General features: G+C 60.4%; 26 protein-coding genes and 1 pseudogene. 19 read left to right on the forward strand and 8 right to left on the reverse strand.

The window, feature by feature from the left end:
- Window positions 1-175: 175 nt before the first annotated feature.
- The gene (locus tag JFT63_RS00845) at window positions 176-1,399 is read right to left on the reverse strand and encodes a benzoate/H(+) symporter BenE family transporter (protein WP_198843199.1); all 1,224 of its coding nucleotides are present in this window, start codon (window positions 1,397-1,399) and stop codon (window positions 176-178) included.
- A 95-nt stretch (window positions 1,400-1,494) separates the two neighbouring features.
- On the opposite strand from JFT63_RS00845, the gene pdxR reads away from it, so the two are divergent.
- On the forward strand, window positions 1,495-2,991 hold the full coding sequence (gene pdxR, locus JFT63_RS00850; RefSeq protein WP_198843200.1) for a MocR-like pyridoxine biosynthesis transcription factor PdxR: 1,497 nt from the start codon (window positions 1,495-1,497) through the stop codon (window positions 2,989-2,991).
- A gap of 116 nt (window positions 2,992-3,107) precedes the next feature.
- Here pdxR and JFT63_RS00855 read toward each other — a convergent pair whose 3' ends face one another.
- Window positions 3,108-3,458, reverse strand: a complete 351-nt coding sequence (locus JFT63_RS00855; protein WP_198843201.1) for a hypothetical protein — start codon at window positions 3,456-3,458, stop codon at window positions 3,108-3,110.
- On the opposite strand from JFT63_RS00855, the gene JFT63_RS29855 reads away from it, so the two are divergent.
- The 3 genes from JFT63_RS29855 (at window position 3,457) to JFT63_RS00865 (ending at window position 5,745) form a co-directional block, all read left to right on the forward strand.
- Window positions 3,457-3,579, forward strand: coding sequence for a hypothetical protein (locus JFT63_RS29855; RefSeq protein ID WP_269812666.1), 123 nt, complete (start codon window positions 3,457-3,459; stop codon window positions 3,577-3,579). The two genes, JFT63_RS00855 and JFT63_RS29855, sit on opposite strands and share 2 nt — an antisense overlap.
- Window positions 3,580-3,749: 170 nt before the next feature.
- Entirely contained in the window at window positions 3,750-4,424 is a 675-nt protein-coding gene (locus tag JFT63_RS00860; RefSeq protein ID WP_198843202.1) for a response regulator transcription factor, read from the forward strand.
- The gene (locus JFT63_RS00865; RefSeq protein WP_198843203.1) at window positions 4,417-5,745 is read left to right on the forward strand and encodes a sensor histidine kinase; all 1,329 of its coding nucleotides are present in this window, start codon (window positions 4,417-4,419) and stop codon (window positions 5,743-5,745) included. Before JFT63_RS00860 ends, JFT63_RS00865 begins: the two co-directional genes overlap by 8 nt.
- Window positions 5,746-5,755: 10 nt before the next feature.
- Here JFT63_RS00865 and JFT63_RS00870 read toward each other — a convergent pair whose 3' ends face one another.
- On the reverse strand, window positions 5,756-6,196 hold the full coding sequence (locus JFT63_RS00870) for a hotdog fold domain-containing protein (RefSeq protein ID WP_198843204.1): 441 nt from the start codon (window positions 6,194-6,196) through the stop codon (window positions 5,756-5,758).
- A gap of 134 nt (window positions 6,197-6,330) precedes the next feature.
- On the opposite strand from JFT63_RS00870, the gene JFT63_RS00875 reads away from it, so the two are divergent.
- From JFT63_RS00875 to JFT63_RS00895, 5 genes are all read left to right on the forward strand, one after another.
- Window positions 6,331-6,948 (forward strand): TetR/AcrR family transcriptional regulator, encoded by a 618-nt coding sequence (locus JFT63_RS00875; protein ID WP_198843205.1) that lies wholly within the window; start codon window positions 6,331-6,333, stop codon window positions 6,946-6,948.
- A 1,287-nt stretch (window positions 6,949-8,235) separates the two neighbouring features.
- Window positions 8,236-9,447, forward strand: a complete 1,212-nt coding sequence (locus JFT63_RS00880; protein ID WP_198843206.1) for a YeeE/YedE family protein — start codon at window positions 8,236-8,238, stop codon at window positions 9,445-9,447.
- Window positions 9,437-9,970, forward strand: a complete 534-nt coding sequence (locus JFT63_RS00885) for a GNAT family N-acetyltransferase (RefSeq protein WP_186563150.1) — start codon at window positions 9,437-9,439, stop codon at window positions 9,968-9,970. Before JFT63_RS00880 ends, JFT63_RS00885 begins: the two co-directional genes overlap by 11 nt.
- Before the next feature lie 91 nt (window positions 9,971-10,061).
- A complete protein-coding gene (locus JFT63_RS00890) occupies window positions 10,062-10,604 on the forward strand; it encodes a cysteine hydrolase family protein (RefSeq protein ID WP_186563152.1) in 543 nt (180 codons plus the stop codon).
- 4 nt (window positions 10,605-10,608) lie between these two features.
- Window positions 10,609-11,604, forward strand: a complete 996-nt coding sequence (locus tag JFT63_RS00895; RefSeq protein WP_198843207.1) for a GlxA family transcriptional regulator — start codon at window positions 10,609-10,611, stop codon at window positions 11,602-11,604.
- Here the strand turns inward: JFT63_RS00895 and JFT63_RS00900 are convergent.
- Together JFT63_RS00900 and JFT63_RS00905 are read right to left on the reverse strand one after the other, a co-directional pair.
- Window positions 11,576-11,746, reverse strand: coding sequence for a DUF2986 domain-containing protein (locus JFT63_RS00900; RefSeq protein ID WP_082629552.1), 171 nt, complete (start codon window positions 11,744-11,746; stop codon window positions 11,576-11,578). The genes JFT63_RS00895 and JFT63_RS00900 overlap by 29 nt on opposite strands.
- 43 nt (window positions 11,747-11,789) lie before the next feature.
- Window positions 11,790-12,818, reverse strand: a complete 1,029-nt coding sequence (locus JFT63_RS00905; protein ID WP_198843208.1) for an alpha/beta hydrolase family protein — start codon at window positions 12,816-12,818, stop codon at window positions 11,790-11,792.
- A gap of 139 nt (window positions 12,819-12,957) precedes the next feature.
- Here JFT63_RS00905 and JFT63_RS00910 point away from each other — a divergent pair, with 139 nt between their 5' ends.
- Entirely contained in the window at window positions 12,958-13,416 is a 459-nt protein-coding gene (locus JFT63_RS00910) for a MerR family transcriptional regulator (protein ID WP_198843475.1), read from the forward strand.
- 60 nt (window positions 13,417-13,476) lie between these two features.
- On the opposite strand, the gene JFT63_RS00915 is transcribed toward JFT63_RS00910, so the two are convergent.
- A complete protein-coding gene (locus JFT63_RS00915) occupies window positions 13,477-13,782 on the reverse strand; it encodes a DUF6124 family protein (RefSeq protein WP_198843209.1) in 306 nt (101 codons plus the stop codon).
- A 537-nt stretch (window positions 13,783-14,319) separates the two neighbouring features.
- Between JFT63_RS00915 and JFT63_RS00920 the strand changes: the two genes are divergently transcribed.
- The 3 genes and pseudogenes from JFT63_RS00920 to JFT63_RS00930 all read left to right on the forward strand — a co-directional run.
- Window positions 14,320-14,694 carry an addiction module antidote protein gene (locus tag JFT63_RS00920; RefSeq protein WP_198843210.1) on the forward strand — a complete coding sequence of 125 codons (375 nt, stop codon included), beginning with the start codon at window positions 14,320-14,322 and terminating at the stop codon, window positions 14,692-14,694.
- Window positions 14,695-15,015: 321 nt separating this feature from the next.
- Window positions 15,016-15,651, forward strand: coding sequence for a lytic polysaccharide monooxygenase auxiliary activity family 9 protein (locus JFT63_RS00925; protein WP_198843211.1), 636 nt, complete (start codon window positions 15,016-15,018; stop codon window positions 15,649-15,651).
- Between the two features lie 40 nt (window positions 15,652-15,691).
- Window positions 15,692-16,693: pseudogene (locus JFT63_RS00930) on the forward strand (chitinase); the annotation flags it as partial.
- A gap of 196 nt (window positions 16,694-16,889) precedes the next feature.
- Here JFT63_RS00930 and gudD read toward each other — a convergent pair.
- Together gudD and JFT63_RS00940 are read right to left on the reverse strand one after the other, a co-directional pair.
- On the reverse strand, window positions 16,890-18,215 hold the full coding sequence (gene gudD / locus JFT63_RS00935) for a glucarate dehydratase (protein WP_198843212.1): 1,326 nt from the start codon (window positions 18,213-18,215) through the stop codon (window positions 16,890-16,892).
- A 19-nt stretch (window positions 18,216-18,234) separates the two neighbouring features.
- A complete protein-coding gene (locus JFT63_RS00940) occupies window positions 18,235-19,584 on the reverse strand; it encodes an MFS transporter (RefSeq protein ID WP_198843213.1) in 1,350 nt (449 codons plus the stop codon).
- Between the two features lie 336 nt (window positions 19,585-19,920).
- On the opposite strand from JFT63_RS00940, the gene JFT63_RS00945 reads away from it, so the two are divergent.
- The 6 genes from JFT63_RS00945 to JFT63_RS00970 all read left to right on the forward strand — a co-directional run bounded on the left by JFT63_RS00945 (window position 19,921) and on the right by JFT63_RS00970 (window position 26,365).
- Window positions 19,921-20,634 carry a FadR/GntR family transcriptional regulator gene (locus tag JFT63_RS00945; protein ID WP_198843214.1) on the forward strand — a complete coding sequence of 238 codons (714 nt, stop codon included), beginning with the start codon at window positions 19,921-19,923 and terminating at the stop codon, window positions 20,632-20,634.
- Window positions 20,635-20,644: 10 nt separating this feature from the next.
- Window positions 20,645-21,340, forward strand: coding sequence for a tRNA (adenine(22)-N(1))-methyltransferase (locus tag JFT63_RS00950; protein ID WP_198843215.1), 696 nt, complete (start codon window positions 20,645-20,647; stop codon window positions 21,338-21,340).
- Window positions 21,341-21,407: 67 nt separating this feature from the next.
- The gene (locus JFT63_RS00955; protein ID WP_034126187.1) at window positions 21,408-22,034 is read left to right on the forward strand and encodes a glutathione S-transferase family protein; all 627 of its coding nucleotides are present in this window, start codon (window positions 21,408-21,410) and stop codon (window positions 22,032-22,034) included.
- Window positions 22,035-22,238: 204 nt separating this feature from the next.
- On the forward strand, window positions 22,239-23,969 hold the full coding sequence (locus JFT63_RS00960; protein ID WP_198843216.1) for an OPT family oligopeptide transporter: 1,731 nt from the start codon (window positions 22,239-22,241) through the stop codon (window positions 23,967-23,969).
- Window positions 23,970-24,079: 110 nt separating this feature from the next.
- Window positions 24,080-24,820, forward strand: a complete 741-nt coding sequence (locus JFT63_RS00965; protein WP_198843217.1) for a BPL-N domain-containing protein — start codon at window positions 24,080-24,082, stop codon at window positions 24,818-24,820.
- Between the two features lie 138 nt (window positions 24,821-24,958).
- Window positions 24,959-26,365: an amino acid permease gene (locus JFT63_RS00970; RefSeq protein WP_198843218.1), complete on the forward strand. Its 1,407-nt coding sequence runs from the start codon at window positions 24,959-24,961 to the stop codon at window positions 26,363-26,365.
- Window positions 26,366-26,382 lie beyond the last annotated feature (17 nt).

The following is a 26,382-nucleotide window of genomic DNA, read 5'->3' on the forward strand; positions in this document are numbered from 1 at the left end:
AACTTCCACAAAACGGAATTTTTTCCTGGCCGCCTTGGTAGCGTCTGGCTCAGCTAGGATACCTGGGAGAGACTCTTGCTCGGGAGACGGGCTGCAGAGATGCAGCTTTTTTTTGCCTCGGATTTGGCCCGTTAACCCAAAGCGGGCCAGAAGAAATCAAAAAACTGGGCGTGCATCAGCTAGCAGCGTTCTCACGGGCAGCAGGCTCCCGACGCGGCAACCGCCCATTAAGCACGACGTACGCCGCCAACCCAATCAGCAGCCCCCAAAACGCCCCGCCAATCCCGAACAACGTGATGTTGGCGGCCGCTGCCAAAAAGGTAATCAGCGAAGCCTCACGGGAGCTGGCATCGGCCATGGCGCCGGCCAGGCTGCCGCCGATAGTGCCGAGCAGGGCGAGCCCGGCCAGGGTGGTGATGAAGGTGGCCGGAAAGGCCATGAACAGCGCGGCGAGGGTCACGCCGAAGACCCCGACGAGGATGTAAAAGACGCCTGCCGCAATGCCGGCGATCCAGCGCTTGGAGGGCTCTTCGTGGGCTTGCTTGCCGGTGCAGATGGCGGCAGTGATCGCCGCGATATTGAACGCGTGGGAACCAAAGGGCGCCATGAGCAAGGAGCCCAGCCCGGTAATACTCACGATGGGGTTGGCGCTGGTGCTGAATCCATCGTTGCGCAGAACCAGCATGCCGGGCATGTACTGGCCGGTCAGGGTGATCAGAAACAGCGGCAGCGCGACACTGAGCAGAGCATTGAGCGAGAACTCAGGCCGGGTGAACACGGGCGCCGCCAGTTGCAGTTCCAGGCCCGACAAGTCGACCCGCCCCTGAACCAGCAAGAAGGCTAGCCCCAACGCCAGAATACCCACAACCGCGTAGCGTGCGGTCAGGCGTTTGAGCACGAGGTAGGCGACAATCAGCAAGCCGACCAGCATCGGGTCAAGGCTCATGCCGCCGAAAGCACCGATGCCGAACTGCAACAGAATACCGGCGAGCAACCCGGCGGCCACGCCTGAGGGGATCAGCCGGATGACTTTTTCGAAATAGCCGGATAAGCCCAGCAGCACGAAGGCCGCGGCCGAGATCATGTACGCGCCCACCGCCTCGGCATAGGGCGTGGTGGACAGGGCCACAACCAGAAAGGCAGCAGCCGGTGTGGACCAGGCGGTGATGATAGGTGTGCGGGAAACCCAGCTGAGAAACAGCCCGGTAACCCCCACGCCGATAGACACCGACCACACCCAGGACGCCGTCAACTCAGGGCTTAGCCCAGCGACCTTGGCGGCCTGGAACACCAGAATGAAAGTGCCGCCATAATTGACGATGACCGAGATCAGACCGGCGACAATCGGCGGGATGAGGTCGCTGAGGCGAACCGATGCGTTGGATATTGACGAAGGCATGGCGTTACGTTGCTCCTTGCAAATGGCGAAGCGCAGAGTCTACGGATAAACTGGCCTGCTATTTCAGGCCAATTTATCCATATAAAGCAGACCGCATGGCAAAAACCTTCGAGCTCGAAACACTAAAAATACGGCTCAACGATGCCGAGTTTCAGCGGCTGGATCTGCACCTGCGAATTCAGCGCGCCCTGCGGGCATTGATTCTGGAGGGAGCCCTTGATGGGGGCCTCAAGCTGCCGGCGACCCGAGTGCTGGCCAAGACGCTTGGCGTTGCCCGCGACACGGTCGAGAACGCCTATGTGCATTTGCACCGGGACGGCTTCATTGTGCGGCGCGAGGGCTCGGGCAGCTATGTATCGGAGGCTGTGGGCACCGAGTTACGCGGGGCTGCGCGCCAGCGCATCAACATCCAAAACACCCAGCGCAGCGATGCAGTGCCAGGGGCGGGCTTGAGCCGGCGCGGCCGGATGATGTTCGACACGGGTGGCGTGACTGATCAACAGGCGGTGAAGGCCTTTGCCACCGGGCTGCCGGAAACCCGTACCTTTCCTGTCGATATATGGGAGCGTCTGCAACGCCAGGCCATGAAGGACTACCGGGGTAACGTCCTGCTGCATGGCGACCCGCAAGGCGCCGAGCCCCTGCGCAAGGCGATAGCCACCTATTTGAACCTCGAACGCGGCGCCAAATGCTCACCCAATCAGATTCTGGTATTGAGCAGCACTCGCCAGGCGCTGTACCTGTGTGCCCAATTATTAGTGGATGCCGGCAAGCCCATCCTCCTGGAAAACCCCGGTTACTACGGTGCCAAGAAGGCTTTTGAAGCGGCCGAGACCCAGGTGGTGCCTATTGACGTTGATGCACTGGGTATCCGCACCGACCTGTTGCAGGCAGACCGCAGCGGTGCCAATTGCGTCTATGTGACGCCTTCGCATCAATACCCCACCGGCGCCACGTTAGCGCTGGAGCGCCGGTTGGAGCTGATCAACTGGGCGGCCGAGCAGGGCAAGTGGATCATCGAGGACGACTATGACAGCGAGTTCCACTACGACGGGCCGCCGATTGCCTGCGTCCAGGGCCTGGACCCATATCAGCGCACGATCTACCTCGGTACCTTCAGCAAAACCCTCTATCCCGGATTGCGGATGGGCTACATGGTGCTGCCAGCCGAGCTGGTCAACGCCTTCACCTACGCGCGAAGCATCATGGACGGCCACACGCCACAGATCCTCCAACTGACGCTGGCGCGCTTCATGGAGGACGGCCACTACCACGCCCATGTCCGGGCCATGCGCAAACTGTACGCCGCACGCCGTGCCGTCATGCTCACCGCCATCGGCAAACACCTGAAGGGGATTGCCACAGCCTTGTGCCCCCATGGTGGGCTGCAGATGCCCTGTCTTTTGGCCGATGGCTGGTCGGAGGAAACCACCATCCGCCAAGCTGCCAGCGCAGGCGTGCAGTTGCCCGGCCTCAGTCGGCTGTACGCAGGAGACGAGAAGAAACAAGGTTGGCTGTTGGGGTATTCATCCTTGACCGCCCATGAAATCGAAACAGCCATGCGGCGGCTGGCCAGAGCAATAGGCTCGTAGGAGCGAGCTTGCTCGCGAAAAACTCACAGGCGCCGCGTTCACTCAGGAAGCACGCGTTATCGTTGACGTTTTTCGCGAGCAAGCTCGCTCCTACAGAGGTCACTGAACGGCATTACTTATCTAAGCCTGCTCGGGGTTTGAACCGCAGGCAGGATGTAGTCGAACCACTGCGCCAGGTTCGAGCCTGATAGCCGCTGCACCTCATCGACCTCCATCGACTCATCCTCATCGGCGGTGTAGCACTGGTCACCGCTGCGCCTGTCATCGGGATAGACCATAAAGCCACCGCGGCCGTCAGGGCAGTTAGGCAGATACACCGAGGACAGGTCGCGTTGCTCATCCAGGTGCGCATTCAAGCGCGCGATATAGATGGCCATCGAAACCGCCACGCCAATAACCAGCACCACACAGGCGACCAACTGGCTGGCATAGCTGGCGCCCATCTCATTACGATGTACGGGCGACATGACACGACCCTGTCTGCTCAACATTCTGGCCAACCAGAAACCAGCCATTGCCTCCCATGCGTACCAACTGCGCTTGCTGTGGAAGGATGCCCACCATCAGCGCGAGGAAAATCACGGCTAACAGCACCCCTTTGATCATCGAATACAGGTTCATGACGGTGACGAGCTCTGGATAAGAAGAGCCTTAGCCTAAGCCGCACCGGGTTAACGTCAGGTAAACATCACGGGAAACCGCCCGACTTCCGCTATCCTTCACACCGCTGCGCACTGCCTGCCCGAGGGGTTTTTTCCGTGCATATTCATCTGCTGCTGGTCGAGGACAACCTGGACCTGGCCACCACCGTCATCGAGTACCTGGACATCAGCGGCATCGTCTGCGATCACGTCAGCAATGGTCAGACCGGGCTTAACCTGGCCCTCAATCAGCATTACGACGTCATTCTCCTGGACATCATGCTGCCGCGACTGGACGGCCAGCAGGTATGCGATCGGTTGCGCCAGCAAGGCATCCAGACGCCGATCCTGATGCTGACCTCGCTGGACGCGTTATCCGACAAGCTCGCCAGTTTTGCCGCTGGCGCAGACGACTACCTGGTCAAACCGTTCGAACTGGCCGAGCTGGTCGCCAGGATTCGCGCCTTGAGCCTGCGTCGCAGCGGCCAAACCAGTCGGCTGCAAGTGGACGACCTGGTAATGGAACTGACCACGCGTAAAGTCAGCCGGGCAGGGCAGGAGCTGCATTTGTCGCCCATCTGTTGGACCTTGTTGGAAAACCTGATGCGCGCAAGTCCTCAGCCGGTCTCTCGGCAGCGCCTGGAGGCGAAGATCTGGGGCGATGAGCCGCCCGACAGTAATTCGCTCAAAGTACATATGCATCGGCTGCGCAAGACGGTAGACAAACCCTTTGGCCGGCCGTTGATCCATACCCTGGCGGGTGTCGGCATTCAGGTAAAACCCCATGCGTAACGGTCTGAGCCTGAAGTGGGTAATCAGCGGCAGTTTCCTGTGTCTGATTGCGGTGGTGCTGGTGATCTACAGCAAGCTGCTGCCTGAATTTACCGTGCGCGGCCTGTTCTATACCGCCAGCGCGATGATGGAGGAGGAAGCACAGTATTTTGTCCGGCACTACAAACAAGACCCGACCACGCCGACGCCGCACAATTACTTCTATACCAGCGTCATCGGCAAGGAGGCGTTGCCGCAGGACGTGCGTGAGTTGCTCAGTACGTCGCCGAGCCTGTCCTTCGGCGCGGTGAATATCTTCGGCGATCTCTATTCCGATGACGACGATGAGCCGTTCCAGATCATCCTCGAACAGCCCCTGGGTGACGGCAAAACCCTCTACATGTACGACATCGACCACGATAAGGAAGCAGGTGGAGAGGTGGAGACGCCGTTGTCTGATGCCTATTTCGATCAGGTCATAGAGAGTGTCAAGTTCATCAGCCTGGCGGTATTCGTGCCGGCGCTGATTATCATCGCCTTGCTGGTCTGGTGGCTGGTTCGGCCGCTGGGGCGCCTGGTGCAATGGTCCGGCACACTCAAAGACCCTGAGGCACTGACCGGCGCTCGACCGGGTTTCAGCTTCAAGGAGTTCAATATGCTGGCCGATGCCCTGGCCAAAAGTGTTGAGCAGGTGCAGGCCGCCAGCCAGCGTGAAGGCCGTTTGTTGCGCTACACCAGCCATGAACTGCGCACGCCACTGGCGGTGCTCAAGGCCAATATCGAATTGTTGGCCCTGCAATCAGGCGGTGTGCTGCCACCCTCGTTGCAGCGCATAGAACGCTCTGTGCTGAACATGCAGTTGATCGCCGAGACATTGCTGTGGATGAGCCGCGAACGTCCCGAATCGTTGCCCGAGGAAGACGTTAACCTGAGCGAGGTAGTCGGCGAACTGATTGAAAAGCACCGCTACCTGATCGGTAACCGAGACATCAAGCTGAGCATCGACATCCACAATGAACCTTGCCGGTTACCCCCTACAGCGTGCCGTATCGTGATCGGCAACTTCCTGCGCAATGCGCTGCAATACGCGGAAGAGGGCACGGTGGACATCAGTTTCAAATACCCCAGGCTGGTGATTGCCAATTACATCAACGAGGCCAAGCCGCGGCAGGAATCCGACGACTATGGATATGGTCTAGGGTTGCAGTTGATGCGGCAGTTATGCGCAAAGCTGGGGTGGCAGATTGAGGTGCTCCGCGAGCAGCAACGGTTTACGGTCATTCTTGATTTTACGAGCGTGCGGGACACGCCGCCGGCAGACGGCGCACCTGGAGCATGTTGAATCATTGTGCCTAAGCGAGCTTCACATTCATGGTGATGTGAGCAGTGAAGACCTTGACGCCACCCGCATCGAAGATCTCCACCGGCACGATCTTGTCTCCGGCGGTTTGCCAATCAATAGCGCTGCCATCGGCGACGGCGCGGATATCGGTTTTCGCCTTGGCCAGGTATTCCACCGTCATACCCGTGGGAATCCAGCGTGCGCCGGCAGGAATGGACGCGTCGGTCATCATGCCGCCGGCCAGTTCGGCGGCGTTGCACAGCGCGATGGCATGCACCGAGGCCAGGTGGTTGGTGATTTCCTTGCGAAACGGCACGGTGACCACCGCATGGTTGGGTTTGAGCTCCGCGATCTCGGGAGTGATGGTGCTGAAGTAGGGCGCCATTTGGCACGCCAGGTTGCTGAATGCGGCGGGGCCTACGCTATTGAACATGCTCAGGGCTTGGCTCATCGGAATATCCTCAAGAGTTAGTTGCAGAATAATATTCTGTAACGGAACAATATTCTGTTAGTTCCGCGGCTGTCAACCTGAGCTTTCTCTGCTGGTCGCTCAGCCTATAAACTGTTTTGATTTGGCGTTCTCCCATGCACTCCATCGATCTCATCGAGCGCACCTTCCCCGGCAGGCGCAGCGACCTCAAACGCACCATCCTGCGTGAGGCGCTGGCGTGTTTTAACGAGGTGGGCATCGAGGCGACCAACATCGAGACCATTCGTGCGCGCTGCGACACCAGTGTGGGCGCTATCTATCACCACTTCGGCAACAAGGAAGGGCTGGTCGCCGCGCTGTTCTTCGCTGCGCTGGAAGACCAGGCCGCCCTGCGTGACCACTATTTGCAAGCGGCGGATACGGCCCAGGCCGGTGTGGTCGGCCTGGTGTACAGCTACGTTGAGTGGGTCACCGCCCAGCCGGACTGGGCGCGGTTTGTTTTCCAGAGCCGTTTTGCCGTGTCCAACGGGCCGTTCAAGGACGAGTTGATTGCCCGCAACAAGCAGCGCAACCAGCAGTTGAAGGAGTGGATGGGCGGGGAAGGGCGCAAGGAGCACTTCAGTCATTTGCCCGCAGAACTTATCCCTTCGCTGATCATTGGCGCGGCCGAAAGCTACTCGCGTGCGTGGCTGTCGGCTAAGGTCAAAAAAAGCCCCTTTGAGTACCGTGAGCTGCTGGCCGAAGCGGCGTGGAAGTCGATCAGCCTGGGTTAGTCAGTCCTCCATCCCCTGTGGGAGCTGTCGAGCTTCAGCGAGGCTGCGAAAGCGGTGGTTCAGGCGATGAAAAGGTTGCCTGTGCCGCCGCCATCGCAGCCTCGCTGGAGCTCGACAGCTCCCACATTTGGGCGGTGTTATTGTCGAAAATTGTGTTTGGCGCGATGGCCCTGCAAAGCGGTATTTCACATACACCGCCTATCCCTTGTGGGAGCTGTCGAGCTTCAGCGAGTATGCGAAAGCGGTGGTTCAGGCGATGAAGCGGTTGCCTGTGCCGCCGCCATCGCAGACTCACTAGGGCTCGATAGCTCCCACATTTGGGCGGTGTTGCTGTCGAGAGTTGTGTTTGTGGCGATGGCCCTGCAAAGCGATATTCCACATAGACCGCCGATCCCCTGTGGGAGCTGTCGAGCTTTAGCGAGGCTGCGAAAGCGGTGGTTCAGGCGATGAAGAGGTTGCCTGTGCCGCCGCCATCGCAGCCTCGCTGGGGCTCGACAGCTCCCACATTTGGGCGGTGTTGCTGTCGAGAGTTGTGTTTGGCGCGATGGCCCTGCAAACCGATATTCCACATAGACCGCCGATCCCCTGTGGGAGCTGTCGAGCTTTAGCGAGGCTGCGAAAGCGGTGGTTCAGGCGGTGAAGAGGTTGTCTGTGCCGCCGCCATCGCAGCCTCGTTGGGGCTCGACAGCTCCCACATTTGGGCGGTGTTGCTGTCGAGAGTTGTGTTTGGCGCGATGGCCCTGCAAAGCGTAATTCCACATACACAGCCGATCCCCTGTGGGAGCTGTCGAGCTTCAGCGAGGCTGCGAAAGCGCTGGCTCAGGCGATGAAGAGGTTGCCTGTGCCGCCGCCATCGCAGCCTCGCTGGGGCTCGGGAGCTCCCACATTTGGGCGGTGTTGCTGTCGAGAGTTGTGTTTGTGGCGATGGCCCTGCAAAGCGATATTCCACATAGACCGCCGATCCCCTGTGGGAGCTGTCGAGCTTTAGCGAGGCTGCGAAAGCAGTGGTGCAGGCGATGAAGAGGTTGCCTGTGCCGCCGCCATCGCAGCCTCGCTGGGGCTCGACAGCTCCCACATTTGGGCGGTGTTGCTGTCGAGAGTTGTGCTTGGCGCGATGGCCCTGCAAAGCGTGATTCCACATACACAGCCGGTCCCCTGTGGGAGCTGTCGAGCTTCAGCGAGGCTGCGATAGCGGTGGTTCAAACGATGATCCTTTCGGTAATGCCCCCACCTGATCAAATGCCGTCTGAGGCTATACTTGCCTCCTTCCAAACAATCGAGAACCCCATGAGCACGTCTCTTTCCCTGACGCCCGCGCGCAAGCCCGTCGCGCCACTGATCGCCTTTATCATCCTGGTGGCGGGCGCGCTGTTCCTGCAAAACATGGTCGGCGCACGCCAGGTGTTGCTGCTGGTGGTCGGCGCCGCGCTGGGCCTGACGCTGTATCACGCAGCCTTCGGTTTTACCTCGGCCTGGCGTGTGTTTATCAATGATCGGCGTGGCGCTGGCTTGCGTGCGCAGATGGTGATGCTGGCGTTGGCGGTGCTGCTGTTTTTCCCGGCGCTGGGCGCGGGCACTTTGTTCGGTCAGCCGGTCGTGGGGCTGGTGGCGCCGGCGGGTGTGTCGGTGGTGTTCGGGGCGTTTATCTTCGGGATCGGCATGCAGCTGGGTGGTGGTTGTGCGTCGGGAACCTTGTTCACCGTCGGCGGCGGTAATGCGCGGATGTTGGTGACACTGCTGTTCTTTATTTGTGGCTCGCTGATCGCCACCCATCACGTCGACTGGTGGTTTGCACTGCCATCGTTCCCGGCGGTTTCCATCGTCAAGAGTTTCGGTGTGCTGCCCGCATTGGTCCTGAGCCTGGTGGTGTTCGCGCTGATTGCAATGGTAACCGTGCGCCTGGAAAAGCGCCGTCACGGCCAGCTTGAACAAGGCGTGCAGAGCGAGCACCAAGGGCTACGCCGCTTTCTGCGCGGGCCATGGCCGTTAGTCTGGGGCGCAATTGGCCTGGCGCTGCTCAACTACGCCACCCTGGCCTTGGCTGGGCGGCCGTGGGGCATTACCTCAGCGTTCGCGCTGTGGGGCGCCAAGGTGGCGAGCGGGCTCGGTGTGGACGTTGCCAGTTGGGCATTCTGGCAGATGCCGGGCAATGCCAAGGCCCTGGCTGCACCGGTGTGGGAAGACATCACCAGCGTCATGGACATCGGCATTGTCCTCGGCGCGCTGCTGGCCGCAGGCCTGGCCGGGCGTTTCGCGCCCAGCCTGAACATCCCGCTGCGCTCATTGATCGCGGCTGTGATCGGCGGCCTGATGCTCGGCTACGGTTCGCGCCTGGCCTATGGCTGCAACATCGGCGCGTACTTCAGTGGCATCGCCTCGGGCAGCCTGCATGGCTGGGTGTGGCTGGTGGCGGCCTTTATCGGCAACGGCGTGGGCGTGCGCTTGCGGCCCTTCTTCTTTGCGGGCGAACGGCCCCAGGTGGCATTGAGTGGCTGCTGAGCAGTCCACCCACATTCGCCTGGGGCGCATGCAAGATGCCGGTTTTTTGCCCGCCATCGAGCAGTGCGCGGCCCAGGCGTTTCGCGCAATCGAAGGGCTGGCTTGGCTGGCGGATGCCGCGCCGATCGGCGTCGAGTGCCATCGGCAATGGATCGCGCTATCGACCTGTTGGGTGGTGGTTGATGACCACGATCACCTTCAAGGCTTCCTCAGCGCAGAACGCTTTGGCGACGACCTGCATATCCATGAAGTGTCGGTGGCTCAGCCGCTGCAAGGCCAGGGCTGGGGGCGCAGATTGGTGGAAACGGCGATAGATCATGCCCGCGCCCAACACCTGCGTGCGGTGACGCTGACCACTTTCAAGCATGTACCCTGGAATGCTCCGTTCTACCGGCGCCTGGGCTTTGCGCCTCACGTTGATTCGCGTCTGGAAACGATCCTGGCGGATGAGTACGCCCATGGCTTCGAACCCGGCAGCCGTTGTGCCATGGCGTGCCAGGTGACATGTCCGAATCCGTCCTGAAGTAGTCTGCCTTGCGTCTGTCGCGCACTGTGGGTGGTCCTTACCATGGCGTGCATCGTTTACCCACTGATGCAAGCCACAAGGACTGTCCATGACCCATAAAGCCCTGATCGTGATCGACGCGCAACATTCCTTCCGCCATTCAGCCTACTGGTCCGAAAATGACCTGCCCGACTACCTGGAAAAACAGCAGGCCCTCATTGATGGTTGTATTCAGCGGGGCATCCCGGTGATACAAGTCTTCCATGTTGAAGACCAGGGGCATTTCTCCATGCAGTCGGGCAACGTCAGGGCATTGAGCGAGCTGTCGATCAATCCGCAACTGGTGATCCATAAGCGCTACCACAGTGCATTGGCCGGTACGCCACTGGCCGCTCGGTTGGTGGAAATGGGCGTCACCACGCTGATCATCAGCGGCATCCGCACTGAGCAATGCTGCGAGACCACCACGCGGCAGGCTGCGGACAGCGGCTTCAAGGTGGATTTTGTCAGCGAGGCGACCCTGACCTTCCCGATGACCCATGCGCGCAGTGGCCGGGTCTATACGCCGGCCGAGATTCGCGAACGCACGGAGTTGGTCCTCGATGACCGCTTCGCCCGCATCGTGACGGTCGCCCAGGCACTGGCGGAGTGACGCGGTGAGCGTACCGGTGCTGTTCGTGCTATTGCCAAACGTGCTGATGCTCGACCTGGCTGGGCCTGCGGAAGTGCTGCGCCTGGCCGCGCAGGTCGATGACTCGGCGGCGGTGGATTTCGACTTGCAATACGTCAGCCCGGTGGCAACGCTGCACACCTCCATCGGCTTGCCGCTGACGGGGCTGGCGCCGCTGCCGCCGACCCTGGTCCCCGGTACGCTGGTGGTGTTGGTGGGCTCCACGATGAACGTGTCGAAAATCCACCAAAAGGCCTTCGAATCGGCCAGCCATCAGCTCACCCAGTGGTTGCAAAACGTCTTCGCGCCCTCGGCCGAGCGCCTGGTATGCGTGTGCGCCGGCGCATTGAGTGCCGCCAGGGCCGGGCTGCTCGATGGGCGCCAATGCACCACGCACCATTCTCTGTGCGCCACCTTGCAGGCCCTCGCTCCCAAGGCCCGGGTTCTGGAAAACCGCCTGTACGTCACCGATGGCCCGGTCAGTTGCAGCGCCGGTGTCACAGCGGGTATCGACCTGATGTTGCACCTGGTTGCCGAACTGACCGGGCCACGCTTGGCGTGCGCGGTGGCGCGAGACATGGTGGTGTACCTGCGCCGCAGCGGCAGCGACCCGCAGTTGTCGCCCTGGATAACCGGGCGTAATCACCTGCACCCGGCGGTGCATCGTGTGCAAGACGCCATCGCCGCCGCCCCCTGTGAAACCTGGACGGTCACCCGCATGGCGGCCCTGGCCTGTACCGGCAGCCGCCACCTGGCGCGCCTGTTTCAGGAGCATGTCGGCATCAGCCCGTTGGATTACCTGCACCGCCTGCGCCTGGCGGTGGCGCGGGAACTGCTGGCCGAGTCGGCCCTGGACATAGAAACCATCGCCGAGCGCGCAGGCTTTGGTTCTGCGCGGCATCTGCGGCGTATCTGGGGCAAATATGAAGCGGCAACCCCTTCAGCCATGCGTCTTACTCAGCAGGCGTCTCGACAGCCGTGACCGACTCTTGGCCGGCTTCGGTCGCCAGCTTCAAGCGGTCCGCCTTGCTGATGTATTTGTCTTTGCTTTTGGGCGCCAGCTTGGCACTGGCCTTTTTCGCTTTGGCTTTGAAGAGCTGCTGGAGTTTTTTCTGGCGGTTCATGTTTCGTTGCCTGAAGGGGAAAGGCGCGGATGATACTACCGGTTCAGCGCGCCAGGAACTGGCTGATCAGCGTGGTTATCTGCTGCTGGATCACGGGCCGTGGCCGCGCGCCTTCGCCGTCCTGGCAAATGATGCTGTCGCCGGGCACATCAGCGTCAAGCACCGCTGCCGCCCCCGGTTTGCACTGGGACATAAAACTGAAGTGGTTGGCGTCCTGGATCTCCACGTACTGTGTCGACGTTTTTGGCAGCCGCTTGGCCATGTCGGCGGATTCCAGTTGCGCCGGCAAATCCGCTGACGGCACACCGGCGGCGATCACCAGAGCCGGCACCGGCAATGCCGCCAGGCTCGCATCGGTAAAGCCGCGCGACAGGCCCAGGTCCAGAGACACCACAGCGGTCACGCGCTTGTCACGCAAGTCCGCGGCCACTTGAGCCTTCCCGCTCGGCGTACCTTCAGGGTTCATCTCACGGTAGGCCTTGCACGCCACCAACGTCGGATGGGTCTCGCAGTCCCGGGCAAACAACGCCGGGTCAAAACGCGCCCCCGCGCTCTCCATGACCGTCCAGCCACCCAGGGAATGGCCTATCACTGCGATCCGCCCGCTATCCACCGCACCGAATGGCTCGGGCTGGGCCAACAGCGCATCGATAGCCCGGCTTAAATCCCTGGGCCGTTGCCACAACTGCGCAGCGGCCTCGGCGCTGCGATCCTGGCTGGTAGTGCCCGGGTGGTTCACCGCCGCCACGATATAACCCTGCCGGGCCAGCGCACTGGCCAGCCACGCCTGATTGCCCCAGTTACCACCGTAGCCGTGGGAGAGCACCACCAACGGATGCTTGCCGGGCGTCGGTGCGGCATCAGGTACCACAAGCACACCAATGAATACCCGGTTGTCGGCGATCAGCTTGGGTTGCGCGGTAGTAGTGGCGGGGTACCACACGGCCATTTCCAGCGGGCGGTTGTTGTGGGTGTCCGGCAAGGTGGTGGTTTGGAAGCCGACGGGGTTGTCGGCGGCGAATGCGGGAGCGTTCAGGCACATCAGCAGCAGAGCGGCGAGGGGGGCTTTCATGCTTTTTTCGTCCTTGAAAGAGAGGGCGCAGCATGAACTGAAACGGGCCGTTCAGGTAGAGGGCAACGGTCGCCTTGGCCGCCCAATGACTTTAGGTTTAAAGTCAACTTTAAGGTCAACGGGTTTTTGTGGGTGGGACATGAGAATAGGCGAGTTGGCAAAAATCAGCGGGTTGGCGGCCTCACGCATCCGCTTTTACGAGGCGAGCGGCCTGATCCAATCGGTTGCGCGTAAATCCAACGGCTATCGGGACTATGCGCCCGGCACCGAGGCGGTGTTGGAGATCATCAAGGGTGCCCAGGCGGCAGGTTTTTCTCTGGAGGAAATCCGGCAGTTAATGCCCAGAAGTGCCGGTGGTTGGCAGCATGACGAGCTGCTCATCGGGCTCAAGCACAAGGTCGAGGAAATCGAGATCCTGCAACAACGGCTGGCTCACAACAAGGCTCAGTTGTTGAACGTCATCAAGGGCATCGAAGGTAGGCCCGAGGGCATGGCATGTGCCGAGAATGCGCAGATGCTGATTGATCGTCTGCGCGAGGAAGGCGCGGCTCCAGCGTCTACCAAGAGAAAGAGCGCCGGCCAGGCTCCGAGGGCCTGACCGGCGCAAGGCGCTGTCGAGTCGTCGTGACGTCGATCATGACGACTGATGGCTGCAAGGCTAGCTAACCGTTGAAGCACTTTCCCTCGCCATCAATTTGTCCACCAACAAAACCCCCAGTTCACTCAACTGATGAATCGCCAACGCGACATCGCGCTGTTTACCCGTCAGTTCATCCGACAGATCAAGCAGCAATGCGGTGACCGAGGAAAAGGTTTCGTAGCTGTTGGCGATGAGCATTTCGCTGCTGGCATCGTTGGCAACGCTGAACAGCGGTGAGGGAGGTGGTTCGGCGGGTGTGTTAAGGGATGCGTGATCAAGCTTGAGGTTTGGATCGTTTGGAGGGTTAGGCGTGACTTTATACATATGCGTAATTCCTGAGTGGGGCCGACACCGTTTCGCTACTAAACGAAAGGGTGGCAGCTGTACGCAGGTTAGTAGACCGGGGAATTACACAAAGCCGGCGCACCCGAAGGCGCCCTACGCACAGCCACCATCAGGCACAGACAGGAATGTCTGATAGATGAAGCTCATGCACTAAGTGTAATTGACCCTCGGGCTACTAAACCCGATCACTGAATTGTCAGCGACCGGGCCACCTTAGAGACGCCCATCCAAGCGCACAAGCCGGCGGATTCTGACGCAACTGTAGGCAACGGAGCAAGGTGGTGAAGCTTGCTGTAGGACCGGTCCACATCAACGCCGGCCCACTCACCCACTCCCTGTAGGAGCGAGCTTGCTCGCGAAAAAATCATAGGCGCCGCGTTCACTCTGGATGCACACCTTATCTTTACGTTCTTCGCGAGCAAGCTCGCTCCTACAGTCGCGACGCAACGTTTCGGTCTTGAGGACATAAGCGCTAATAGTATTGCTCGGCTGCCTGCGCGGCGGGAGGTCAATGACATGAGTAAGTCGACATTCAAACCAGAGGACATGCCGATCCTCGAGCTGGATACATCCGGCACCAGCGCCTATGAGGCTTCACGTTTCCTTGATAGCCCGGAAACCATCAGTGCCTATCTTGCGCAAAGCATGGCGTGCCATGACCCGCAAGTCCTTATGAAGGCGCTGGCCGAGGTTGCCAAGGCCCTGGGTGTAAACAAGGTTGCCGAAGCGGCGGGGGTGAATCGGGAGAGCCTGTATAAAACCCTCAAAGGCGGCTCAAAGACGCGTTATGAGACGGTCCAGAAGCTGATGTTGGCATTGGGCGTGGAACTGACGGTGCGACCGATTACCGCGACCACTGCTAAAAAAACGGCTGTCGTCGGCAAAACCTGATGGACTAAACAGAGGACGGTTTATTTGATTGAAAATAGTGACGTCCCTTTTTGTCCACAGAGGCCCATCCCTTACGAACGGGACCAAGCGATTGACAGAGAAGCTGTATTGAAATGCGCCTGGTCTTGTAGGAAATCGACCTCTGGTAGCGTAAGGGTTTCACTATGGCACTGGTTATATATCCAGTGCTTGCAGGTCTACGCGCTCATGAAACGGAAACGAGTGAAAAATGGGCCTGTGGCAAAAAAAAGCTACTCCGTTAGGTTGAGGTCCTCTCCTTCAAGAAAGGAGAGTTCTTAATCAAATCAATGGAGTCATAACATGAACAAACCACAAACCCAGACACCTCTTCGCCATGGTCGTGTCACATCCCCTTCCAGCCGTGGCGCAGTCGCCGTGGATCTTGGCCTGCTGGAGACCTGGCAGGTCAACGAAATGGAAGGCGGCAAGAACTTCCCGGCACTGACGGCCGGTCCGTTCCCGGCGCCTTATCAAACCGACAGTGACAGCGTCACCCCGCCCGCCGACGGCGTCATCCTCAGCGGTGGCAAGACCGATGCCCGTGACTGCGTCAACTTCACCCACGAGGAAATGGCCAAGCAACTCGGCCGCGCCTTCACCTGGCCGTTGCTCAATGTCGAGCCGGGTCAGACCTTCAAGGTCACCTGGGCATACACCGCGCCGCACACCACCCGTGGCTATCGCTGGCTGATCACCAAGGATGGCTGGGATCCGAAACAGCGCATCACCCGCGCACAACTGGAAACCCAGCCGTTCGCTGAAGACTTCTATGCCCAGGTGCCGTACTACAGCCATGCAGGCGAACTGAAGGCCAAGGTCAATCATGAAGTGAAACTGCCGGCCAACAAGAAGGGCCAGCATGTGATCGTATTGATGTGGATTGTCGCCAACACCGGCAACGCCTTCTATCAAGCCTTCGACGTGGACTTCAAATAAGCCCGCGCCGTTAAACCCACACGTTCTGAAGGATTAGAACATGTCAAAGATTGACTTTACCTCGCTGCAATCGCCGCTCAACGATGCCGCTTCGCCGATGCCGAGCATTGCCGGCAAAAAGATCCTCATGGGCTTCTGGCACAATTGGCCAGCCGGCCCGAGCGATGGCTACCAGCGTGGCCAATTCGCCAATATGAGCCTGGTGGATGTGCCAAAGGATTACAACGTGGTGGCCGTGGCTTTCATGAAGGGTAACGGTATCCCAACCTTCACCCCGTACAAGATGTCCGACGCCGAGTTCCGTCGCCAGGTGGGTGTGCTGAACAGCCAGGGCAGGGCGGTGCTGATTTCCCTTGGCGGCGCCGATGCACACATCGAACTGCATAAAGGCAACGAACAGCTACTGGCCAGCGAGATTATCCGCCTGGTGGAAACCTATGGCTTTGATGGCCTGGATATCGATCTTGAACAGAGCGCGATTGATTTCGCCGACAACAAGACTGTCCTGCCCGCCGCGTTGAAGCTGGTCAAGGACCACTACGCGGCTCAAGGCAAACACTTCATCATCAGCATGGCGCCGGAGTTTCCGTACCTCACCACCGCCGGCAAATACGTCGGTTACATCCAGGCGCTGGAAGGCTATTACGACTTCATCGCCCCGCAGTATTACAACCAGGGTGGCGACGGCATCTGGGTGCAGGAGGTCAACAGCGGCAACGGCGCCTGGATTGCCCAGAACAACGACGCAATGAAAGAGGACTTTCTGTTTTACCTGACCGAAAGTCTGGTGAGCGGAACGCGCGGGTTTACCAAAATCCCTGCCGACAAGTTCGTCATTGGCCTGCCCGCTAACGTCGATGCGGCTGCCACCGGTTATGTGATCAACCCAACAGCCGTGACCAATACATTTAAGCGTTTGCACGACAAAGGATTGTCGATCAAGGGCCTGATGACCTGGTCGGTGAATTGGGACAATGGGATCAGCAAAGACCACGTGCCCTACAATTGGGAATTCAGCCGCCGTTATGGGCCGATGATCAATGGCACTGATCTCTCTGGCCTGGAGCAGGATGAGGCGGATCTGGAGGTCGCTAATCGGCAGTAGCGCAAAGAGGCCTCTGGCAGACGTGCCGGATGTCAAACCGCTAAGCTTCTGATCTGACTAAAATCCGATGCCTGTTTGGGCATCGGATTTTTTGCGTCACGCTCAAATTGCGCTGAGCGTTCATAAAGCCGATTTACCGCACCAAACAAGGCCGCTTGTTATCAAAGCCCCAACCCGGGATCAGAAACTGCATCGCCACACTGTCATCCCGCGCTCCAAGGCCCATGCCTTTGTACAATTCATGGGCCTGGGCCACGGCGTCCATATCAATGTCCACACCCAGGCCAGGCTTGGCCGGCACCTTTACGTAACCCCCTTCAATCTTCAACGGTTCGCGCGTCAGGCGCTGGCCGTCCTGCCAGATCCAGTGGGTGTCAATGGCGGTGATCTCGCCCGGTGCGGCCGCGGCCACCTGGGTAAACATCGCCAGGGAAATATCGAAGTGGTTGTTGGAATGCGAGCCCCAGGTCAGGCCCCACTCGTTGCACATTTGCGCGACGCGCACCGAGCCCTGCATGGTCCAGAAGTGCGGGTCGGCGAGGGGAATGTCCACTGATTGCAGCTGGATGGCGTGGCCCATTTCACGCCAGTCGGTGGCGATCATGTTGGTGGCGGTTTTCAGGCCCGTGGCGCGGCGGAATTCGGCCATGACTTCGCGGCCCGAGTAGCCGTTTTCCGCGCCGCACGGGTCTTCGGCGTAGGCCAGCACATGATGCTGGTCGCGGCACAGGCGGATGGCTTCTTTCAACGACCATGCGCCGTTGGGGTCAAGGGTGATGCGCGCATCGGGAAAACGCTCGGCCAGCGCGGTGACGGCTTCGATTTCTGCGTCGCCGCTCAATACGCCGCCCTTGAGCTTGAAATCGTTGAAACCATATTTGGCCTTGGCCGCTTCGGCCAGGCGCACTACCGCGTCGGCGGTCAGGGCTGTTTCATGGCGCAGGCGGAACCAGTCGTCATCGGCGTTTGCCTCGTTGCGGTAGGCCAGGTCGGTGGCGTTGCGATCCCCCACATAGAACAGGTAGCCGAGCATCTTCACTGCGTCGCGTTGCTGGCCTTCGCCAAGCAAGGCGGCCACCGGCACTTCAAGAAACTGGCCCAGCAAATCGAGCAGCGCGGCCTCCATGGCGGTGACGGCGTGAATGGTGATGCGCAGGTCGAAGGTTTGCAGGCCGCGACCCGCGCTGTCTCGAGACGCAAAGGTGCTGCGCATCTGGTTGAGGACGCGCTGGTACTGGCCGATCGGCTGACCGATCACCAGGCTGCGCGCATCTTCCAGGGTTTGGCGAATGCGCTCGCCGCCGGGCACTTCGCCCACGCCGGTGTTGCCGCTGCTGTCCTTGAGGATGACGATATTGCGCGTGAAGTAGGGCCCGTGGGCGCCGCTGAGGTTCAGCAACATGCTGTCGTGGCCGGCGACGGGAATGACTTGGAAGTGAGTAACGACAGGGGTATTCATGGCGCGTTCCTGGCTGAGTTCAAAGAGGTTTGCTGATGGCGGCGCCGCTGGGCACGGCCAACACGGCAGAGGGTGAGGTCTTGGCAAAGAACACCAGGATGGCCGCGAGCACCGAGGTGCAGACCAGGCCATACAGCCCGCCCTGAATCGAGCCGGTGGTTTGTTCCAGAAAGCCGAAGGTAGTCGGTGCCACAAAACCGCCCAGGTTGCCGATGGAGTTGATCAGCGCGATCACGGCGGCAGCGATGCGCGCATCCAGGTAGCCCTGGGGGATCGGCCAGAACAGCGACGACGCAGACTTGAACCCGATGGCCGCAAAACAGATTGCCACGAAAGCGAAGATCGGCCCGCCGGTGGTGGACATGAACATGCCGGCCGCCGCGATCAGCAGGGCCGCGGCGACCCAGGCTTGTTGGAACTTGAACTTGCCCGACAGCGACGCAAAGGCGTACATGGCAATGATCGAGATCAGCCAGGGGATCGAGTTGAAGAAACCGACCTGCACATCACTCAAGTCACCCATCTTCTTGATGATGCTCGGCAGCCAGAAGGTGGCGGCATAGATCGTCAATTGAATGCAGAAGTACAGGGCACAAAACAGCAGGATCTGGCGGTCCTTGAGCAGCTTGCCGAGGGTGGGTTTCACCGTGGTCAGGGCTTCGCGATCACGTTGCTCCTGATCGATGGCGCCCACCAGCGCATCCTGCTCTTCGCGGCTCAGCCACTTGGCGTCATGGGGTTTGGAGTCCAGCCAGAACCACACGAAGAAGCCCAGCGCCACCGAGGCCAGGCCCTCGATGCCGAACATCCATTGCCAGCCATGCAAACCAAAACCTTCGATCTGCAACAACGCGCCCGATAACGGCCCGGAGATCAACGACGCCACCGCCGAACCACTGAGGAAGATCGCGATGGCCTTGCCGCGTTCCACGCCGGGCAACCAGCGCGTGAAGTAATAGATCACGCCGGGGAAGAACCCGGCTTCCGCCACGCCCAGCAGGAAACGCAGGATGTAGAAGTGGGTTTCGTTCTGGATAAACGCCATCAGCGTGGCGACGATGCCCCAGGTGAACATGATGCGGGTCAGCCAGATGCGGGCGCCGACTTTTTGCAGCAGCATATTGGACGGTACTTCGAACAGCGCATAGCCAATGAAGAACAGCCCGGCGCCGAAGCCGTAGGCCGCTGCGCCGATCCCCAGGTCATGCTCCATGTGCGTGCGCACGAAGCCGATATTGACCCGGTCGATGTAGTTGAGGATGAACATGACCACGAACAGTGGGAGCACATGGCCCTTCACTTTGCTCACGGCGCGGGCGAGCACTGAATCACTTTCGGGTACGGCAGGTGCTGGGCTTGAATGCTTCACGAATGAAAACTCCCCCTGATTATTTTTATGCGGGCTTGGTGTTTTGTTGACAGACATCATACAAGTTGTTTTTTGAAGGCCGCAATCCTGTGAGGGCTTTTTTTGTTCTTATAAGCCGGTATTGAGATTGGCTATTTTGGTTATTTGCCAGATTTTATTGGGTTTTGCCCCGCTGGTGACGGCTCGGGGTGTGCGCTTCTCTCAAAGCGAAGAAAGAGTCTGGTGATGTGGGATGAGTGTGTTGTCATACAAGTTGGGTGTTTTTCGCGACCACCCGTCGCCCCGTGCGCTCAGGGTGATAAGCTCCCCCCAGCCCAACCCCGTGGACCCGTCTCGATGCCGATTAAAAGCACACCGCCTGTGCGCAAACGTTCCGCCAACCTGGCCCAGGGTGTGGTCGAGGCACTGAGCCAGCGCATCCAGTTGGGGCAACTCAAGCCGGGTGAAAAACTGCCGTCCGAATCCACCATCGTGCTTGAGCATGGGGTGAGCCGTACCGTGGTGCGTGAAGCCTTGTCCAAGTTGCAGGCGTCGGGGCTGGTGGAGACGCGTCACGGCATCGGTACCTTTGTGCTGGAGCAGCACACGCAGCCGGGCCTGCGCCTGCATGTGGACACGGTCGCCAGCGTGCGCAACATGCTTGAATTACGCCTGGGCCTGGAAGTGCAAGCGGTGGCGTTGGCCGCGCTGCGCAGGAGCGAGGCACAACTGGCCCACATGCGCCAGGCACTGGACGACTACCAAGCCTCCCTGGCCAACAACGACAGCTGTGTGGAGGAGGACAAGCGCTTTCACCAACTGATCGCCGAAGCCACCGGCAATACGTTTTTCACCGACATCATGCAGCACCTGGGCACGGCGATGATTCCGCGCACCCAGGTGAATGCCGTCGAGCGCGGCGGCGCGGACTTTGCTCAGCTGGGGCAGTTGGCGAACCTGGAACACGAGGCCATCTACAATGCTATCAAGCGCCAGGACCCGGACGCCGCACGGGCGGCCATGGTGCTGCACTTGACCAACAGCCGGGATCGATTTTCCGGGCACTCTTAAGGAACCACCGTTGAACCAACACACCTTTTCCCTGCGCCTGGAGCGCGTGGCCGCGCACATACCCGCGGGTGCCCGCCTGGCCGATATCGGCTCGGACCACGCCTACCTGCCGGTGGCCCTGATACACCGTGGCGCTATTGCTTCGGCCGTGGCGGGGGAAGTGGCCGCTACACCGTTTTATGCGGCCAACCGTACCGTGGCCGACAACGGCCTGACGCAGCACATCACCGTGCGTCTGGCCGATGGCTTGGCGGCGATTCAAGCGGGCGATGACATTACCGCTGTCAGCCTGTGCGGCATGGGTGGCGAGACGATCCGCGACATCCTCGACAGCGGCAGGGCGCGGTTGAACGGGCGGGAACGCTTGATCCTGCAACCCAACGGCGGTGAGCAGCCGCTGCGTCAATGGTTGATGGACAACGGCTACCGGATCCTGCACGAGGAGCTGTTGCTGGAAAACCGCTTCTACTACGAAATCATCGTTGCTGAACGTGTTGGAGCGGTGACCTACACCGACGAGCAACTGTACTTCGGTCCGTTGCAAATGCAGGCGCGTAGCCCGGAATTCCTGGCGAAGTGGCAACGTATATTGCGCGAGAAACGCAAGACATTGGCCAGCCTCGAACAAGCGCGGCAGGTGGTGCCCGAGCAGAAAGTGCAGGAGATCGTGCAACAGGTGAAGTGGATCGATCAGTTGCTCGCCTGAGCCACATTCGCGGCACTTCACCGCTACGCTGTAGTCTTCTCTTAAATCCCCCCAAGGTGTTGCCTCGATGATCACTGTTCACCACCTCAACAACTCCCGCTCGCAACGTATCCTGTGGGCGCTTGAAGAACTGGGCCTGCCCTACGACATCAAGCGCTACCAGCGCGATGCCAAGACCAACCTGGCGCCGCCTGAACTGAAGGCCATCCACCCGTTGGGCAAATCCCCGGTGATCGAAGACGGTTCCCGCGTGCTGATCGAATCTGCTGCGATCATTGACTACCTGATCCGCCGCCACGGCAATGGCCAACTGCAACCCGACCCGGCCACCGACGCCTACGACAGCTATGTGCAATGGCTGCATTTTGCTGAAGGCTCGGCGATGTTGCCGTTGATGCTCAACCTTTATGTGGGACGGCTGGGTGAAGCAGGCGCACCGCTGCATCCGCGAATTGAGTCGGAGCTGGCCAACTACCTGGGCTACCTGAATGATGTGCTGGGCCACACGCCGTACCTGGTGGGCGACGCACTCAGCGGCGCGGATATTCAGATGAGCTTTATCGGCGAAGTCGCCCAGGCCCAGGGCAAATTGCAGGCCTACCCGAACCTCGCGGCGTGGCTGCAAAAGCTCCAGGCGCGCCCGGCATACCGCAAGGCGGTGGAGCGGGGCGGGGAATACGCGTTCGCCAAATAGCGGGCCCACCGACACCGCCTCCTGTAGGAGCGAGCTTGCTCGCGAAAAACGTCAACGATAACGCGTGTTTCCTGGATGAACGCGGCGCCTTTGGGTTTTTCGCGAGCAAGCTCGCTCCTACAGGACCCGCTTCGTCAGGTGAACCTTCGAGTCTTCCAGCGCTCACTTAAAAGGTGGCACTGGCTTTTCTCGAAAGGAATCTGCATGCACTCCACCTCGTCAATCGCGCCCGTAGAGCGCGAACTGAGCCTGCGGGCAGTTATCACCGGGATCGTGCTGGGCATCCTGCTGACCCCTTCCAATGTCTACGCAGGCTTGAAGATCGGCTGGTCGTTCAATATGTCGATCATCGCCTTGCTGATCGGCTATGGCATCTGGCAAGGCCTGGCCCGGCGTTCCGCTGAACATCTGCCGTGGACCCTGCACGAGAGCAATATCAACCAGACCGTGGCCTCTGCCGCGGCGTCGATCATTTCCGGCGGGCTGGTCGCGCCCATCCCGGCTTATACCTTGCTCACGGGTAACCAACTGGCGGCGCTGCCGATGATCGCCTGGGTGTTTTCGGTGAGCTTCCTGGGAATCTGGATCGCGTGGTACCTGCGGCCTTCATTGCTCAATGACAAGGCGCTGAAGTTTCCCGAAGGCATGGCCACCCTGGAAACCCTGCTGCACATCTACAACCATGGCCGCGAAGCCGCCACGCGCTTGAAAGTGCTGCTCGGCGCGGCGCTGTTGTCCGGGCTGGTCAAGTGGGTGGATACCTTCATGTGGGCCTTCCCGCGCTGGTCGCCGAACGCCCAGTTGGAGCGCCTGACTTTCACCGCCGACCCTTCGCTGCTGTTGCTGGGGTTCGGCGGCATCATCGGCATTCGCGTGGGCCTGACCCTGCTGCTCGGCGCCTTGCTGGCATGGGGCGGGCTGGGGCCGTGGCTGTTGGCCAATGGCTTGGTGAGCCTGCCCGCCGACAGCAGCGGCCCGCAATTTGCCGCGCTGGTGGAGTGGCTGCTGTGGCCCGGGGTGAGCCTGATGGTGTGTTCCACCCTGGCGTCCCTGGCTATTCGCTTGCGGGCGTTGCATCGCTCAACCCGAGCGGCTGGCGGCACGCCCTGGGCGGTTCCCAAGCCTGGGCCTGCCGTGGGGTTTGTCTTGGCGATTGCTTTGGTGGTGAGCCTGCAAGCGCTGTTGTTCGGTATCCACCTCGGCATGGCGCTGCTGACCATTCCCCTGGCGATCTGCCTGGCCGCCGTGGCGGCGCGGGTAGTGGGGGCAACCGGTATTCCGCCGATTGGCGCCATCGGGCAACTGTCCCAGCTGAGTTTTGGCATCGTTGCGCCGGGCCAGGTGCCGATCAACCTGATGAGCGCCAACACCGCCGGCGGTTCGGCGGGGCAGTGCACAGACCTGATGAATGACTTCAAGGTGGGCAAAGCGATTGGCGCGACGCCGCACAAACAGGTTATCGCCCAGATTCTCGGGATTTTTGTCGGCAGCATCGTCGGCGTATTCGCGTACCTGGCGTTGATCCCCGACCCTCAAACCATGCTGCTCACCGAACAATGGCCAGCCCCGGCCGTCGCCACCTGGAAAGCCGTGGCCCAAACCCTGACCCACGGTTTGGATTCGCTGTCCCCCAGCATCCGCTGGGCCATCGGCATTGCAAGCTTGTTCGGCGTGCTGCTGGGCATACTCGACAGCACATTACCCACACATCGCGCCCGTTACCTGCCGAGTGCGGCAGCCTTGGGGCTGGCTTTTGTCTTGCCTGCGTCGGTGTCGCTGATGATGGCCCTTGGCGCGATCATGACCTGGGCGGTGAGCCGTCGCTGGCCGAGCGTGACGCAGCGCTTTGCAATCACGGCAGCGGCGGGGCTGATCGCCGGCGAGAGCATTACCGGCGTAGGCGCGTCGTTATGGCAGATGCTGGGAAGTGGATGAATGGCCCACGTGGATTTACAACTCTTCACGAATTCAAAAGGCTCATCGTTATAGGCTTGGCACTGCGACCACTGGATCAAACCCATTCAACTGACCGTTGAGCCTACCCCATGAAACTGCCTGCCCTCGCTGCCACGTTTCTCGCCGTTGCGACGCTGCACCCTTTACCCGTACACGGCGCAGGCCCCATCACCCATGTCGCCATCTACCGTGGCCCGGCAGGTTGCCCGGACTGCTCGGAAAATGTGAAAACCGCCCTGCAGCGTCTCAACCCCAATTACCAGATCGACTTCGTCGGCGCCGACGAATCCATCGACATCACTTCCCAAAACCTGGCGCGCTATGACCTCTACGTGCAGCCAGGTGGCGGTCAGGACATTCCGGCCGCCCTCGACAGCCTCGGTGAGGCTCGTGCCGAAGCCATCCGCAACTACGTCGCCAAGGGTGGCCGCTACCTCGGCCTGTGCATGGGCGCTTACCTGGCCGACGACAACAACCTCGGCCTGATCCCCCAGGCGCTTGATACCGAAGCTGGCCGTCCCGGTTTTGAAGTGTCCGGCATTGAAGACGCCGCCGTGCGGGTGACGTGGGACGGGCAACCTGACTCTGTGTTCTATCAGGACGGCCCTTACTTCCCCAAAGCTAGCGCCGCTGCGCCTTACAAGGTCATCGCGACCTACCACAATGGCGACGTGGCGGCGGCGCGCTATACCTACGAACGTGGCGTGGTGGTGCTGAGCGGGCCGCATCCGGAAGCCGGGCGGGAATGGTTTGAAAATGCCGATATCGAGCTGAGCAAGATGCCGCGTGGCGAGCTGTTCGGGTCGTTGATACGTAGCGCGCAAGAGTAGGGCGCGCCGCCCGTTACTTCAGGATGCCACTATTCCCCATGTCGATATCAGGCACGATGGTGGCGTAACCAGGCTACTTGTGCCTGGCCTCGGGCACTTAAGGTGAGGGTCATTGGCCGCCCGAGAACAACAAAAACAATGACTAGCCTCAACTGCAACGATTCCAACGGTCAGCTGGCGCAGGGCTTCAAGCCGCGTCACGTGACCATGTTGTCCATCGCCGGCATCATCGGCGCGGGGTTGTTTGTCGGCTCTGGACATGCCATCGCCGCAGCGGGGCCGGCGGTTTTACTGGCTTATCTGTTTTCCGGCCTGCTGGTGGTGCTGGTCATGCGCATGCTGGGGGAGATGGCGGTGGCGCGCCCGGACACCGGCTCGTTTTCCACCTACGCCGACCAGGCCATCGGCCCTTGGGCGGGGTTCACCATCGGCTGGTTGTATTGGTGGTTCTGGGTGCTGGTTATTCCCATCGAAGCCTTGGCCGCCGGGCATGTGCTCAATCAGTGGTTCCCTCAGGTGGATGCGTGGCTGTTTGCGTTGATCTCGATCGTGTTGCTGGTGATCACCAATCTGTTCAGCGTGGCCAAATACGGCGAGTTCGAATTCTGGTTCGCCATGGCCAAGGTGATTGCCATCGTCGGCTTTATCGGCCTGGGCTTCAGCGTACTCATGGGCTGGATCCCGGATCGCGAAGCCAGCGGCTTGAGCCGCTTGATGGAGGAACACGGCGGGTTTGCCCCCAACGGCCTGTCGGCAGTGGTGGGCGCGTTTATTACCATCATGTTCAGCTTCATCGGCACTGAGGCGGTGACCATCGCCGCAGCGGAATCAAGCAACCCGGCGCAGAACATCGCCAAGGCCACCCGCTCGGTGATCTGGCGCATTGGCGTGTTCTACCTGCTGTCGATCTCCGTCGTGATTTCCGTGGTGCCCTGGAACGATCCGCTACTGGCGTCCGTGGGTTCCTATCAGCGAGCACTGGAAATTATGAACATCCCCAACGCCAAGTTCATGGTCGATGTGGTGGTGTTGATCGCGGTAGCCAGTTGCATGAACTCCTCGATCTACATTTCCTCGCGCATGTTGTTTTCCCTGGGCAAACGCGGCGATGCGCCACCGGCACTAAAAATCACCTCGAAGGCGGGCGTGCCCCGGGCGGCGGTGATCGCCAGCACCATCATCGGTGCAGGCGTTACGTTGCTGAGCTACTTCATGCCGGCCGGTCTGTTCCAGTTCCTGCTCGCCAGCTCCGGCGCCATCGCGTTGTTGGTGTACCTGGTGATCGCTATCTCGCAACTGCGTATGCGTCGGTTGCTGCTTCGGCAAAACGTCGAGCTGACCTTTCGCATGTGGCTGTTTCCCTGGCTGACTTACCTGGTGATCGTGTTCATCTGCCTGGCCCTGGGGGTGATGATGGTGACGCCCGAGCACCGCACCGAAGTGTCCTCGACCATTGGCCTGGCGTTGGTGATTTCCTTTATCGGCCTGGTCACATCGCGCCAGCACAACCGGGCACCCAAGCCGGTGGCGCTGGAACAGTCCTGATCACGCCTGTGGGGTAG

The sequence above is a fragment of the Pseudomonas sp. MF7453 genome, assembly GCF_016405455.1.
Classification (GTDB): domain Bacteria; phylum Pseudomonadota; class Gammaproteobacteria; order Pseudomonadales; family Pseudomonadaceae; genus Aquipseudomonas; species Aquipseudomonas paralactis.